This is a genomic window from Ensifer sp. EB106-03-01-XG145, assembly GCF_058792075.1.
In genome coordinates, this window is the sequence record NZ_JBYTEC010000001.1 from 1,679,082 (window position 1) to 1,692,852 (window position 13,771).

The following is a 13,771-nucleotide window of genomic DNA, read 5'->3' on the forward strand; positions in this document are numbered from 1 at the left end:
ATCGCGTGAGGACATTCAGCAGGTCGATGAGGTCGTCGGCTTGCGCTCGGGCATGACCCCCTCATAGTGGCGAGAGTGCACAATGTAGGCTGCCAACGCGCCTCACATTATTGCAGATCAGATAGCCTGCTGGTGATCTTGAACTTAAGTCCAGTGTGATATCCCGAAACAGAGCTAGGCATCCGGGCGATATCGAGCGGCGTCGGAATTCTGCTCCCGCCACATGGCGTCGCCGAACAGCGCAGCCTCGTCGCTCAGTCCCTCGCGGAATTGATCGGTGATGTACCGGGCCAGTAAATCGGCGCGTTTTCCATGACGCGGGATACTGCACCAGATGCACACCCGGTCGAACGTCCGTTGAAGCATGTCTAGTTCGTCCGGGGTGATCCGGCTGTTTAGGCCTCCCGCAATCTCCTCCATCGAGACCTCTTGGTTGCCCTGCCGAAGAGTGTCCGCGTTCGGATCCAACGCAGCGGATTTGTAGAATCCGATCATGTGTTTCAGAGCGCCGCTCTCACGAACGCCGCCTTGGTAGCAATTGATAATGCGGCTTGCGATCGCCTCTGCGGCCTCACTATTCCGCGACAGGCCGAGCCCACGCAGGACGTCCTTAAAAATCTGGTCTATCTGGTCGATTTCGTGGGGGAGAAGCATCTTCGAATTGGTCGTCGGAGACATCGCGCGACCTCCTATACTGGGGCGAAAGCGTGATGATCTTCCAGCCGCCGAGGCCCTCATCTACGCCCGGCGATGGGGCGATTATGAGCCGACACTGCGGCAATGCAACTAGACGGAAGTTGCGGGCCTCGGGGTGACCGTCGCCAAAAAGGCGCGCTGCGGATTTCTCGTTGTGACAAAGCTAGTGCAAATGTGTGCCAAAGCCGCCGCCGCGCCACATCCAAGTGGCAACTTCCGGGCGCATGCAAGGGTCTCTGGAGCCTACGGCTCTGAAGGCGTTCCGCCCTCATGTTTTCGTGAGACCATTTTGATACCGGGAAGGGCGGGAAGCGCCTGAAAAAGCCCGGAGAATAAGGGAAAGCATGTTACTGCTGGGGCGCATGAAAAAGGGCTAGGAATGGCCATAACCCCTTGAATTCGTTGGTGAGCGCGCAGGGATTCGAACCCTGGACCTACTGATTAAAAGTCAGTTGCTCTACCGGCTGAGCTACGCGCTCCCTGGCCGCGGCTGTGAAGCCCGGCGGAAGTGGGCGGACATATGCACGCGTGTTTCCTGTCGGTCAACCGAAAAATTGCGGCTTTTGTGAAGAAACGGTGCATGGCGCAATGATCGCCAAAAGGTGATTGGTATCATCATGATCCTGCGGCTAAGGAATGGCCCAAATGCCGCATGCCGGAGTTCTTGCCGTTGTCGATCGCCGATATTTCCATCTGGACCGCCATTCTTGCCGGCGCCCTCTCGTTCCTTTCCCCTTGTGTTCTGCCACTCGTGCCGCCCTATCTTTGTTACATGGCGGGCGTTTCGGTCGACCAGTTTCGTAGCGGCGATGCGGCGACGGTCGGAAGCACCCGGCGTGCGGTCCTGCCGGCGGCGCTGTTGTTCACGCTCGGGTTCGCAACTGTCTTTGTGGCCCTTGGGGCAGGGGCCTCGTCGATCGGCATGCTGCTCAGGCAGCATATGGATCTCCTGTCGCGCATCGGCGGCGTGATCATCATCATCATGGGCCTGCATTTCCTCGGCGTGTTCAAGATCGGGCTGCTGGCGCGCGAGGCACGCTTCCAGGGCGGCGGCAAGCCGGCGACGCTCTCCGGCGCCTATATCATGGGGCTAGCCTTCGCCTTCGGCTGGACACCCTGCATCGGTCCGGTGCTCGGCACGATCCTCGGCGTTGCCGCCGCGCGCGACACCGTGTCTGACGGCGCCATGCTGCTGGCCGTATATTCGCTCGGACTTGCCATTCCGTTCTGGATCGCGGCTGGCTTCTCTGGCGCCTTCATGCGCTTCATGTTGCGCTTCCGCCGTCATCTCGGCCTGGTCGAGAAGCTGATGGGCGGCCTGCTGGTGCTGGCGGGCCTCGCTTTCCTCTTCGGTTTCATCAGTTCCGTCGCCATCTGGTTCCAGACGACCTTCCCGATCCTGATGAAAATCGGCTAGGGCATACCCTCGTATTTCGGAATCACTTTTCCTAAGGGCCGGCCTAATCGTCAGGCCGGTTCATGGGCTAGGCGTGCGAAGGCTACTGCATGTTTCCTTTAATCGTACCCGACTAAAGGACAAAAACATGCAGCAATTCAAAGTGCTACAGAGACCTTTGCGCGTCTGGTAAGACGCGCGGCGCTGAGGTGCCGGCGCGGGGAAGTGAAAGATGCGGGGGGAAAGATGACGGAAATCGCGGGCTTGGTGATGCCGTTCTTCGGCCTGATCTTTCTCGGCTATCTGACGGCGCGTTTCGTCCAGCATCCGGGCGAGGCAATGGGGTGGCTCAACACCTTCATCATCTATCTCGCTCTGCCGGCACTGTTCTTCAAGCTCGTCTCACGCACGCCGATCGAGCAGCTGGCGCGCGCCGACTTCATCCTGACGACGGTCGGGGCGACTTATATCGTGTTCTCGCTGATCTTTCTCATCGGCGTCTATATCAGGCGCAACTCCATTGCCGAGGCGACGATCCAGGGCTTTGGGGCCGCCTATGGCAACATTGGCTACATGGGCCCCGGCCTAGCGCTTCTTGCTTTGGGTGATGCGGCCGCTGTGCCGGTTGCGCTGATCTTCAGCTTCGAGAATGCAGCCCATTTCGCCGTCGCGCCGGCGATGATGGCGATATCAGGCGGCCGACAGGAAAAACCGCTGGTGCTTGCCGCAAGTGTCGCGCGCAAGATCATCCTGCACCCGTTCATCCTTGCGACGCTCGCTGGCGTCGTCGCCGCCTTCTTCGCGGTGCAGCCGCCGGTGCCGGTTCAGCGGCTCATCGATTATCTCGCGCAGTGTGCAGCGCCTTGCGCGCTCTTTGCCATGGGCGTGACTCTGGCGCTGCGCCCGATCAAGCGCATTCCCGTCGAGATCGGCTACATCGTCCCGGCCAAGTTGCTTTTACATCCGCTCGTCATGTTCGCGGCCATGAGCCTGACGGGCAACTATGATCCGATCTGGGTGCAGACCGCGGTGCTGCTGGCAGCACTACCGACGGCAACGAACGTCTTCGTCATCGGCCATCAGTATGGCGTATGGCAGGAGCGGGCCTCGGCGACGATCTTGATCACAACGACGCTGTCGGTCGCAACCGTCACCGGCCTGCTTTACCTGATCCGCTCAGGCGCTCTTCCGCCCGATCTTTTCCCGTAGGCTATCCCTAAAGGCGTGAAGCGCGCTGCCGGGATGAACGCCTTCGCGCATCAGGAGGCTGCGGAGCGGCCCGACGGCGGAAAGCACGTGCAGCCCGAGGGCGCGTAGCGCCTGCACCGGCAGGAAGCCGGAAAGCAGCGAGCGATTGAGCAGATCCACGCTCGCCGTGCGGCTGATGATGTCCGGCCGGCGGCGGCTATCGAAACGATCGCCGATATCGCCGGCGAGCGTTTCTCCACTGGCCGTACCGATGATATCGACGAGCGTCATCACATCGCGCAGGCTGAGGTTCAGGCCTTGGGCACCGATCGGCGGAAAGGCGTGCGCCGCCTCGCCGAGGAGCACGACACGCCCCTTGCCGAAGCGCCGCGCGGTCATGCCCGAAAGCGGGAAGGATTGCGGCGTGCCCTCGACCGTCACCTTGCCGAGAATCGATTGCATCCGGTCCTCGACCGCGCGGGAGAGTGCAGCAAGATCCAACGTCAGCGTCTGTGCGGCATCGTCGGGTTTGCGTACCCAGACGAGGCTGGAGCGGTTGCCGGGCAGGGGAACCTGGGTGAAGGGGCCGCTTTCGGTGTGGAACTCGGTCGAGATGTTCTGGTGCGGCAGTTCGTGCGCAAAGTTCAGAACGACCGCCGTCTGCGGATAGGACCAGGTGCTGACGGAGATCTTCGCCGCTTCGCGCACCGGCGAGCGGCGACCATCGGCGCCGACGAGCAGATGCGCACTGCATTGGCTGCGGTTTGCGAGCTCGATCGTCGCGACAGCATCCGAAAGGTCGAAGCCGATTGCGGAGGTGGTGATGCGCGTCAGCGTCGGGCTCTCTTCGGCCCGCTGGCGGAGAATGTCGATGAAAGGCGCGTTCGGGATGTTGTAACCGAAGGCGTCGAGCCCGACTTCCGAGGCGCGGAAGTTGACCGGCGGCGCACGCAACAGCCGGTTGGTTCCGTCGAGTATGCGCATGGTCGAGAGCGCTGCCGTCAGCGGCTCGACCTTTTCCCACAGGTTGAGGTTCTTGAGATACTCGATCGATTGGTCCATCAGCGCCGTGGTGCGTCCGTCGGCGACCGCCGGTTCAGGTCCGATCAGGGCGACGCGGTAACCGGCGTCAGCAAGCGCGATGGCCGCGAGCGATCCCGCGAGACCTGCACCGATGATGGCGATGTCGTAGTGATCCATGAGGCAACCAACCTTTCACGCGCGCTGCGAGGCGTCTTGGCCGAGCCTCGATCATACCTCTAGTCGCGGGCGAGAGCGAAATAAATGGGTAGAATCAGCGCAGAAGCAATTTGCAGGTGTCCACAGGACAATAGGGCTGCAGGAAGCGACCGAGCTTGAATTTTAGTGGCGATGCGTTGCAAAGGGTGCATATTACGCGCAATGCGCCGCAGAGCGGTTGAGGCGGGCTTGCGGGTCCGTACGGGGAAAACAGCAGGGGTGGGCGGCGTCCGCAGATGAAGTTCTTTAACTACAAACGAGTTCCCTACGCCGAGATTCGCGCCTTTTCCGTGCATATCTTGACCGCCTCGGGATCGTTTCTTGCTTTCCTCGGCGTCGTTGCGGCGGCCGAGCACCGCTTCGTCGATATGTTCTGGTGGTTGGGCCTGGCGCTGCTCGTCGATGGTATCGATGGGCCGATCGCCCGCAAGGTCCGCGTCAAGGAAGTGCTGCCCAACTGGTCGGGCGACACGCTCGACAACGTCATCGACTACGTGACCTATGTCCTGCTGCCGGCCTTTGCGCTCTATCAGAGTGGCATGATCGGCGAGCCCTGGTCCTTCGTGGCGGCGGGCGCAATCGTCGTATCGAGCGCGATCTACTATGCCGACATGGGCATGAAAACGGACGAATACTTCTTCTCGGGCTTCCCGGTCGTCTGGAACATGGTGGTCTTCACGCTGTTCGTCATCCAGGCGAGCGAGGTGACGGCGTCGGTCGTCGTCTTCGTCTCCGTGGTGCTCACCTTCCTGCCGATCAATTTCCTTCACCCAGTCCGCGTCCAGCGTTTGCGGCCGCTGAACCTCGGCGTCTTCCTGATCTGGTCGGCGCTGGGTGTCTATGCGCTGCTCCTGCATTTCGCGACGCCGGCTTGGGTCGTGACCGTTTTTGTCGTCACAGGCATCTATCTCTACGTGATTGGCTTCGTGCTGCAGATTTTTCCAAGTCTCGGCCGGAAATAGGAGCAGGCAATGGCACAGGCGATTGTGGTACGCGAACTCGGTGGACCGGAGGTCCTCAAACTCGAAGGCGTCACGCTCTCGCCGCCGGGTCCGGGCGAAGTGCAGATCCGCCAGGTTGCCGTTGGCCTCAACTTCATCGACGTCTATTTCCGCACCGGCCTCTATAAATCCGCCTCTGGCCTGCCTTTCGTGCCGGGCAAGGAGGGCGCGGGCATCGTTACGGCGGTTGGCGATGGCGTCAGCCTCTTCTCCGTTGGTGATCGCGTCGCCTATGCCTCGGCCGACGGCGCCTATGCCAGTGAGCGCAATGTCGATGCCTCCCAACTCGTGAAAGTGCCAGACGGCATCACGCTCGAGACCGCAGCGGCGATGATGCTGAAAGGCATGACGGCGCAGTACCTGCTCAACCAGACCTATCAGGTCGGTCCGGGCACGACGATCCTGTTCCATGCGGCCGCCGGCGGCGTCGGTCTGATCGCTGGCCAGTGGGCAAAGGCGCTGGGCGCCACCGTGATCGGCACCGCGGGCTCGCAGGACAAGATCGATCTGGCCTTGGCGCACGGCTACGACCACGTCATCAACTACCGCACCGACAATTTCGTCGCGCGGGTGAAGGAACTGACCGATGGCCGCGGTGTCGATGTCGTCTATGATTCCGTCGGGCGCGATACCTATCCGGCGTCGCTGGACTGCCTGAAGCCGCGCGGTCTCTGGGTCAGCTTCGGCAATTCGTCCGGTCCGGTGGACGCGTTTAGCATCGGCATTCTGGCGCAGAAGGGATCGATTTTCGCGACCCGTCCGACACTCTTCGGTTACGTTGCCACGCGGCCTGCGCTGGAAGCGTGTGCAAATTCCCTGTTTGATATTGTGCAAAGCAACAAAGTGCGTATCAATATAAATCAGACTTATCCGCTTGCCGATGCAGGGCGGGCGCATACGGATCTCGAGACAAGAAAAACAAGTGGAACAACACTGCTGATTCCGTGATCGAAGCCTTAAGGCGGACGCAGATCAACAGAGGGGAAAGAGGGCAGCGTGCCTGTTGAGGGAGTAGCGGCGAACGGTCACCTATTGGCTGTGAGCAACCTGACGAAATTGTTTGGCAGCTTCGCGGCCTGCAATGGGATCAATCTGCAGATTGAACAGGGCGAAATCCACGCCCTTCTCGGCGAAAACGGTGCCGGAAAATCGACCCTGGTGAAGATGCTGTTCGGCGTATTGGCGCCGACGGCAGGAGAGATCCTTTGGCAGGGCCAGAGCGTGCGCATCGCCAATCCCGCCGCCGCGCGCAAGCTCGGCATCGGCATGGTTTTCCAGCATTTTTCGCTGTTTGAGGCGCTGACCGTCGCCGAAAACATTGCGCTCTCCATGGATGCGAACATCTCGCTCGCGAAGGTGGCGGAAGAGGCTTCGCGCCTGTCGCATGCCTACGGCTTGCCGCTCGACCCCAAGGCGCATGTTGCCGATCTTTCCGTGGGCGAGCGCCAGCGGATCGAGATCGTGCGCGCGCTGCTGCAGAACCCGCGCCTCATCATTCTCGACGAGCCGACTTCGGTTCTGACTCCGCAGGAAGCCGATCGCCTGTTCGAAACGCTCTACAAGTTGAAGGCAGAGGGTCGCTCGGTTCTCTATATCAGCCACCGACTCGAAGAGGTCCAACGCATCTGCGACCGCGCAACGGTGCTGCGTCACGGCAAGGTGACCGGCGCCTGCGACCCGAAGGCGGAGACCCCGTCGTCGCTGGCGCGCATGATGGTTGGAAGTGACGTCGCGGCCGTGACGGCCGAAGGCACCAGCGCCAAGGGCCAGGTGCAGCTCGAGGCGCGGCATCTGACGGTTCCGGCCCGCACACCCTTTGCCGTTTCGCTGAAGAACATCTGTCTCAAGGTCCACGCCGGCGAGGTGCTGGCAATCGCCGGTGTCGCCGGCAATGGCCAGGGCGAACTCTTCGATGCGCTGTCGGGCGAGTATCCGGTCGTTGACGAGAATGCCGTGCAGATCCGGCAGAAGCCGGTCGGCAACAGGAACATCAATGCCCGCCGCCTGATGGGCGCGGGCTTCGTTCCCGAAGAGCGCCACGGCCATGCCGCCGTATCGGCGCTGCCGCTCTCGGACAATCTCGTGCTTGCCCGCAGCCGTTCGGACGCCAAGGCATTCCTTGGTGGCGGTTTCCTCAAGATCATCCGCCGCGATGCGGTGACGAGCGCCACGAAGCGCATTTCCGAGGCGATGGACGTGCGCAAGAGCGGCGAAGACCCGCCGGCGGGCTCGCTGTCGGGCGGCAACCTGCAGAAGTTCATCGTCGGCCGTGAGCTCGACCGGCAGCCGAGCGTGCTCGTCGTCAATCAACCGACCTGGGGTGTCGATGCCGGCGCCGCCAGCCGTATTCGCCAGGCGCTCGTTGACCTTGCCAAGGCGGGCTCGGCTGTTCTCGTCATCAGCCAGGATCTGGACGAGATCTTCGAGGTGGCGACGGAAATCGCCGTCATCAGCGACGGGCGGCTCTCCGATCCCTATCCGGCGAAAGAACTCTCGCGCGAAAAGATCGGCCTGCTGATGGGCGGCATGTACGGCAAGACGGAAGGCACGGAGGCCGCACATGCGCATTGAACTGGAAAAGCGCGCCAAGGTCTCGACGCTGTTTTCGATCCTGTCGCCGTTCATCGCCTTCCTGCTGACGATTGTCTTCGGCGGCATCATGTTCGCGCTGCTCGGCAAGAACCCGGTGATGGCGCTCTACAGCTTCTTCGTCGAACCGTTGAGCGAGGTCTGGTCGCTGCACGAACTGGCGATCAAGGCAGCCCCCCTGATCCTGATCGGCGTCGGGCTTTCGGTCTGCTTCCGCTCCAACAACTGGAACATCGGTGCCGAGGGCCAGTTCATCATGGGCGCCATCGCCGGTTCGATCCTGCCGGTGGTCTTCTACGACTGGCAGTCGCCGCTGGTGCTGCCGCTGATGATGCTAATGGGCATGCTCGGCGGCGCTTTGTTTGCGGCAATTCCCGCCTTCCTCAAGGCGCATATGAACACCAATGAAATCCTGACGAGCCTGATGCTGGTCTATGTCGCTCAGCTCTTTCTCGACTGGCTGGTGCGTGGCCCCTGGCGCAACCCGGGTGGGATGAATTTTCCGGAGACGCGCACTTTCGCCGTCGATGCGATCCTGCCGGAGATGATCGCCTCGGGACGGACCCATTGGGGATTCGCTTTCGCCATCATCGCGGCAGTCCTCATCTGGTTCATGATGCGCTACACGCTGAAGGGCTTCGAGATTTCCGTTCTCGGCCAGTCGGAGCGGGCAGGGCGCTTTGCGGGTTTCTCGTCGCGCCGCATGATCTGGTTCTCGATGCTGCTTTCCGGCGCCTTGGCTGGGCTCGCCGGCATATCCGAGGTCAGCGGTGCGATCCAGCAGCTGCGCCCGGTCATCTCGCCCGGCTACGGCTTCACCGCGATCATCGTCGCCTTCCTTGGTCGCCTCAATCCGCTCGGCATTGTGGCCGCCGGCCTGGTGCTCGCCTTGACCTATCTCGGCGGTGAAGCGGCGCAGCTTTCGATCGGCGTTTCCGAAAAGGTGACGCGCGTCTTCCAGGGATTGCTGCTCTTCTTCGTGCTCTCCTGCGACACCCTCATCCACTACCGCATCAAACTGGTCTTCGACCGGCTGACCGCGACAAACACCGAGGTGAGCCGCTGATGGGTATTGTCGAAGCGATCCTCTTGAGTGTCATCACCGCCGCGACCCCGCTGGTGCTCGCCGCGATCGGCGAACTGGTGACGGAACGCTCAGGCGTTCTCAACCTCGGCGTCGAAGGCATGATGATCATGGGGGCGGTCTCCGCCTTCGCGATCACCCAGATTACCGGCTCGCCCTATCTGGGCATGCTTGCAGGTGTTGTCTGCGGCGCGATCTTCTCGCAGCTCTTCGCTTTCCTGACGTTGACGCTCGTGGCAAACCAGGTGGCGACCGGCCTTGCCCTGACGCTGCTCGGGATCGGCGTTTCCGGCATGATGGGCGAGAGTTTCCTCGGCCTTCAGGGCATCAAGCTGCAGCCGATCACGATACCGCTTCTGGCGGACATTCCGGTTATCGGTCCGCTGCTGTTCCGACAGGACATCATCTTTTATCTATCGATTGCGATTGTCGCCGGCGTGCACTGGTTCCTGTTTCGCAGCCGCGCCGGTCTCAAGCTCAGGGCTGTCGGCGACAGCCACGCTTCCGCGCACGCGCTCGGCGTCGACGTCATCCGCACCCGTTATCTGGCCGTCATGTTCGGCGGCGCTTGCGCCGGCCTCGCCGGTGCGCAGCTGTCGCTCGTCTACACGCCGCAATGGGTGGAAAACATGTCGGCGGGGCGCGGCTGGATCGCGCTGGCGCTGGTGGTCTTTTCTTCCTGGCGGCCCTGGCGGCTGGTGGCCGGCGGCTATCTCTTCGGTGCGGTCTCGATCAGCCAGCTGCATGCGCAGGCCTTCGGTCTGGGTATTCCCTCACAACTCCTTTCATCGCTTCCTTATGTGGCGACGATCGTCGTACTCATTCTCATTTCGCACAACCGGCGCATGACCTTGATCAATACACCGGCATCGCTCGGCAAACCGTTCGTGCCGGACCGGTGATTTCAAGAATTTCAGACAAACGTTTCTCAAACCGACAGGGGTAAAAAAATGAAGAAACTACTGCTCGCTCTCGCAAGCACCGCGGCGGTGATCGGCTTCGCCACGGGTGCCAGCGCTCAGGAAAAGGCCAAGGTCTGCTTCGTCTACGTCGGTGCCAAGACCGATGGCGGCTGGACCCAGGCGCACGACATCGGCCGTCAGGAGCTGGAAAAGCAACTCGGTGACAAGATCGAGACCCAGTATCTTGAAAGCGTGCCGGAAGGCCCCGATGCGGAACGCGCGATCGAGCGCCTGGCACGCTCGGGTTGCGGCCTGATCTTCACGACGTCGTTCGGCTTCATGGATGCGACCATCAAGATCGCGCAGAAGTTCCCGGACGTGAAGTTCGAACATGCCACCGGCTACAAGACCGCGCCGAACGTCGCGACCTACAACAGCCGCTTCTATGAAGGCCGCTACATCCAGGGTCAGATCGCTGCGAAGATGTCGAAGAAGGGCGTCGCCGGCTACATCGCATCCTTCCCGATCCCGGAAGTGGTGATGGGCATCAACTCCTTCGTCATCGGCGCGCGCTCGGTAAACCCCGACTTCAAGATCAAGGTCGTATGGGCAAACACCTGGTTCGATCCCGGCAAGGAAGCCGACGCTGCCAAGGCGCTGGTTGACCAGGGGGTCGATATCCTGACGCAGCATACCGACACGACGGCTCCGATGCAGGTTGCCGCCGAACGTGGCATCAAGGCGTTCGGCCAGGCTTCCGACATGATCAAGGCTGGCCCGGAGACGCAGCTGACGGCCATTGTCGACACCTGGGGCGCCTATTACATCAAACGCACGCAGGCTTTCCTCGACGGCAAGTGGGAAACGACATCGAGCTGGGACGGCCTGAAGGACGGCATCCTGACGATGGCGCCCTATACCAACATGCCTGATGACGTGAAGAAGCTGGCCGAGGAAACCGAAGCCAAGATCAAGTCGGGCGAGCTCAAGCCCTTCACCGGCCCGCTGAAGAAGCAGGACGGCAGCGAATGGCTCGCAGCCGGTGCAACGTCCGATGACGGCACCCTGCTCGGCATGAACTTCTACGTCGAGGGCGTCGACGACCAGCTGCCGAAGTAAGCGGCTGCACAGAAGTGAAGTTGGGCAAACCCCGCCGCGTGGCGGGGTTTGTTCGTTTCAGAATGGGGTATGGCAAGCCTGTGCGGCTACGATCGGACATCGTTTGCCAACGCCGATTTCGCTTGTCTTTCCGGGGGCTTTCCGGAATCGGTCGATCAAACTACACTCGTTTGCGCAAGTTTGGGCAAACGTCGGCGGCGCTTCGCAGCACCGATATCCGTGTGTCGGCAAAGTCAGGCAGGGGAGTGCCTGGAGGAGATGGATTGAACAGGAGTTTGCTGGAAACCGTTGTGTCCGGCTCGCGCAAACGCACGAGCCATGCGCATGTCGTCGATCAACTTGGAAAGGCGATCATATCCGGCGAGTTTCCTGTGGGCTCGATCCTTCCAGGAGATCCGGAGCTCGCCGCGCGCTTCAAGGTGTCGAGAACAGTACTGCGCGAGTCCATGAAGACGCTTGCCGCCAAGGGGCTGGTCGTGCCCCGTGCCCGCATCGGCACGCGCGTAACGCCGCGCAACGACTGGAACCTGTTCGACAGCGATATCCTGACCTGGCATTTCGAGTGCGGGGTCGATGAAGATTTTCTCTACCACCTGAGTGAAGTGCGCCTCGCCTTCGAGCCGCACGCGGCAGCCCTAGCCGCGCGAAACGCGTCAGAAGCGGAAATCAGCCGTATGATGCGGCTCGCCGTTGCCATGGGCGAAGAGGGACACACGGCAGAGAGCCTTGCCGTGGCGGATCTGAAATTTCACCTCGCGGTCGCCGAAGCCTCCGGAAACCCGTTCATGCGGACGGTCGGCGGGCTGATTGAAGCGGCGCTGGTTGGCGTCTTCAAGCTGAGCTCGCCTGTCGCCGAAAGGGGCGGCATCGACGAGGTCGCCCGCAACCATATCCGCATCGTTGAGGAAATCGGCCGGCGCGACGAAGTCGGCGCCCGGCTCGCGATGGAGAATGTCATCAAGATCGGTCGCGAGCGGGTCCGCAGCGCCTTGCATAACCGCGCCTGAGTTCAGCTTCTCCGGGATTGTTCGAAATTCCGCTATTGATGATCTCCAATGTTCAGCAGATCGCATAGATTTCAATGCTTGCGCTTGCTCAGATCGCCCGCTGGCCTTATCTGGTGATTGGTCGTTCCCAGCGGAGCGGCTTTCGTCAACGGTGATCTGGAGACCATGTCCGAATTTTTTGTCATTTTCGTCCTGCTTTTGATTAATGCATTTTTTGCTCTCTCGGAAATGGCAATCGTCTCGGCAAGCAAGCCAATGCTTCGCCAGATGGCAAAACAGGGAAACACTCGCGCCGAGGTGGCGCTGCGGCTGGCGGAAGATCCCGGTAAATTCCTTTCCACGGTACAGGTCGGCATTACGCTGGTCGGCACGCTGGCCGGCGCCTATGGCGGTGCGACTATCGCTGCCAAGATCGCACCGACCCTCGATGAAATCGCCTGGATTCATCCCTACGGAAATACGGTCGCCGTCGCGCTCGTCGTCACCCTGATTACGTTCCTCTCGGTCGTGATCGGCGAGCTTATCCCGAAGCAACTGGCACTGAAGAATTCCGAAGCGCTGGCGATGTTCGTCGCGCGCCCGATGCATCTTCTGTCGCGGATCGCGGCTCCGATCGTCTATCTGTTCGAAACGGCCGCATCGGTCGCCATGCGCCTCCTCGGCATGCGCCCGGATGATCCGGACCATGTGACGGAGGAGGAAGTCCACGCGATCATGGCCGAGGGTGTCGAAAGCGGCGCGATCGAGAAGTCGGAGCACGAGATGCTCCGCCGCATCATCCGGCTCGGCGACCGCAACGTGAAGTCGATCATGACACACCGGACCGAGGTGAGCTTCATCGACGTTAACGACAGTCTGGAGACGGTGGGCCGCAAGATCGGCCAATTCAACCATTCCCGTTATCCGGTGGTCGATGGACCGAGCGGCGACGTGCTTGGCGCAGTCCTGGCGAAGGAGGTCCTGAACGCCCCGACCTCCAGTCCGTTCGATGTGCGCAGGTACATAAAGGAAATCCACACCTTGCCGGAGACGGCTTCCTGCCTGAAGGCACTGGAAGCCTTCAAGTCGTCGAGCATCAATTTGGCGATGATCGTCGACGAATATGGCAGCACCGAAGGCATCATCACCATCGCCGATATCCTCGAAGCGATCGTCGGCGTGTTGCCGTCGAACTACGACGACATCGAACACGCGCTGATCCGTGTGCGTGAGGATGGCAGCTACCTCGTCGACGGCCGCACGCCGATCGACGAAATTCACCTGACGATCGGCATCGAAGGCATCGATGCCGACGGTAACTTCGAGACGATCGCCGGCTTCCTGGTGCAGCAGCTGCGCAAGACGCCGGAGGAGGGCGATATCGCCATCGCTCACGGCTACCGGTTCGAGGTAATCGACATGGATGCACGCCGGATCGACAAGATCCTGGTCAGCCGAAGCGACGAAGCGGCCAACTGATCCAGTCCATGAAAATTGTCGAAGAGGCCGGGAACGCAGTTGCTCTCGGCTCGAGGCGGTAGCGTCGCTATGGACTGCCTCACCCGCCGCAA

General features: G+C 61.3%; 12 protein-coding genes and 1 tRNA gene. 10 read left to right on the plus strand and 3 right to left on the minus strand.

Annotated elements, in window-relative coordinates; all coding sequences use genetic code 11:
* Window positions 1–174: 174 nt before the first annotated feature.
* A complete protein-coding gene (locus tag AC3WWH_RS08210) occupies window positions 175–678 on the minus strand; it encodes a hypothetical protein (RefSeq protein ID WP_057255889.1) in 504 nt (167 codons plus the stop codon).
* 421 nt (window positions 679–1,099) lie between these two features.
* Window positions 1,100–1,175, minus strand: a tRNA-Lys gene (locus AC3WWH_RS08215).
* Between the two features lie 191 nt (window positions 1,176–1,366).
* On the opposite strand from AC3WWH_RS08215, the gene AC3WWH_RS08220 reads away from it, so the two are divergent.
* Together AC3WWH_RS08220 and AC3WWH_RS08225 are read left to right on the plus strand one after the other, a co-directional pair.
* Window positions 1,367–2,113 carry a cytochrome c biogenesis CcdA family protein gene (locus AC3WWH_RS08220; RefSeq protein ID WP_058322497.1) on the plus strand — a complete coding sequence of 249 codons (747 nt, stop codon included), beginning with the start codon at window positions 1,367–1,369 and terminating at the stop codon, window positions 2,111–2,113.
* 225 nt (window positions 2,114–2,338) lie between these two features.
* A complete protein-coding gene (locus AC3WWH_RS08225) occupies window positions 2,339–3,301 on the plus strand; it encodes an AEC family transporter (RefSeq protein ID WP_058322449.1) in 963 nt (320 codons plus the stop codon).
* Here the strand turns inward: AC3WWH_RS08225 and AC3WWH_RS08230 are convergent.
* The gene (locus AC3WWH_RS08230) at window positions 3,269–4,480 is read right to left on the minus strand and encodes a UbiH/UbiF family hydroxylase (RefSeq protein ID WP_058322450.1); all 1,212 of its coding nucleotides are present in this window, start codon (window positions 4,478–4,480) and stop codon (window positions 3,269–3,271) included. The genes AC3WWH_RS08225 and AC3WWH_RS08230 overlap by 33 nt on opposite strands.
* Window positions 4,481–4,755: 275 nt before the next feature.
* Between AC3WWH_RS08230 and pcsA the strand changes: the two genes are divergently transcribed.
* The 8 genes from pcsA to AC3WWH_RS08270 all read left to right on the plus strand — a co-directional run bounded on the left by pcsA (window position 4,756) and on the right by AC3WWH_RS08270 (window position 13,679).
* Window positions 4,756–5,481 (plus strand): phosphatidylcholine synthase, encoded by a 726-nt coding sequence (gene pcsA / locus AC3WWH_RS08235; RefSeq protein WP_058322451.1) that lies wholly within the window; start codon window positions 4,756–4,758, stop codon window positions 5,479–5,481.
* 9 nt (window positions 5,482–5,490) lie between these two features.
* Window positions 5,491–6,468 carry a quinone oxidoreductase family protein gene (locus tag AC3WWH_RS08240; protein WP_058322452.1) on the plus strand — a complete coding sequence of 326 codons (978 nt, stop codon included), beginning with the start codon at window positions 5,491–5,493 and terminating at the stop codon, window positions 6,466–6,468.
* A 48-nt stretch (window positions 6,469–6,516) separates the two neighbouring features.
* Window positions 6,517–8,091, plus strand: coding sequence for an ABC transporter ATP-binding protein (locus AC3WWH_RS08245; protein WP_058322453.1), 1,575 nt, complete (start codon window positions 6,517–6,519; stop codon window positions 8,089–8,091).
* Complete coding sequence (locus AC3WWH_RS08250; protein WP_058322454.1) at window positions 8,081–9,175, plus strand: ABC transporter permease; 1,095 nt, start codon at window positions 8,081–8,083, stop codon at window positions 9,173–9,175. The genes AC3WWH_RS08245 and AC3WWH_RS08250 overlap by 11 nt, the downstream gene beginning before the upstream one ends.
* Complete coding sequence (locus tag AC3WWH_RS08255; RefSeq protein WP_058322455.1) at window positions 9,175–10,095, plus strand: ABC transporter permease; 921 nt, start codon at window positions 9,175–9,177, stop codon at window positions 10,093–10,095. Before AC3WWH_RS08250 ends, AC3WWH_RS08255 begins: the two co-directional genes overlap by 1 nt.
* A 48-nt stretch (window positions 10,096–10,143) precedes the next feature.
* Window positions 10,144–11,214: a BMP family ABC transporter substrate-binding protein gene (locus AC3WWH_RS08260; RefSeq protein ID WP_058322456.1), complete on the plus strand. Its 1,071-nt coding sequence runs from the start codon at window positions 10,144–10,146 to the stop codon at window positions 11,212–11,214.
* Between the two features lie 263 nt (window positions 11,215–11,477).
* Complete coding sequence (locus AC3WWH_RS08265) at window positions 11,478–12,221, plus strand: FadR/GntR family transcriptional regulator (RefSeq protein ID WP_057255908.1); 744 nt, start codon at window positions 11,478–11,480, stop codon at window positions 12,219–12,221.
* Window positions 12,222–12,386: 165 nt separating this feature from the next.
* Window positions 12,387–13,679 (plus strand): hemolysin family protein, encoded by a 1,293-nt coding sequence (locus AC3WWH_RS08270; RefSeq protein WP_058322457.1) that lies wholly within the window; start codon window positions 12,387–12,389, stop codon window positions 13,677–13,679.
* The last annotated feature ends 92 nt before the right edge of the window (window positions 13,680–13,771 follow it).

Coding starts and splice junctions, on each gene's coding strand:
- AC3WWH_RS08210 (WP_057255889.1), bottom strand. CDS start 678: ATGTCTCCGACGACCAATTCGAAGATGCTTCTCCCCCACGAAATCGAC.
- AC3WWH_RS08225 (WP_058322449.1), top strand. CDS start 2,339: ATGACGGAAATCGCGGGCTTGGTGATGCCGTTCTTCGGCCTGATCTTT.
- AC3WWH_RS08230 (WP_058322450.1), bottom strand. CDS start 4,480: ATGGATCACTACGACATCGCCATCATCGGTGCAGGTCTCGCGGGATCG.
- pcsA (WP_058322451.1), top strand. CDS start 4,756: ATGAAGTTCTTTAACTACAAACGAGTTCCCTACGCCGAGATTCGCGCC.
- AC3WWH_RS08240 (WP_058322452.1), top strand. CDS start 5,491: ATGGCACAGGCGATTGTGGTACGCGAACTCGGTGGACCGGAGGTCCTC.
- AC3WWH_RS08250 (WP_058322454.1), top strand. CDS start 8,081: ATGCGCATTGAACTGGAAAAGCGCGCCAAGGTCTCGACGCTGTTTTCG.
- AC3WWH_RS08255 (WP_058322455.1), top strand. CDS start 9,175: ATGGGTATTGTCGAAGCGATCCTCTTGAGTGTCATCACCGCCGCGACC.
- AC3WWH_RS08260 (WP_058322456.1), top strand. CDS start 10,144: ATGAAGAAACTACTGCTCGCTCTCGCAAGCACCGCGGCGGTGATCGGC.
- AC3WWH_RS08270 (WP_058322457.1), top strand. CDS start 12,387: ATGTCCGAATTTTTTGTCATTTTCGTCCTGCTTTTGATTAATGCATTT.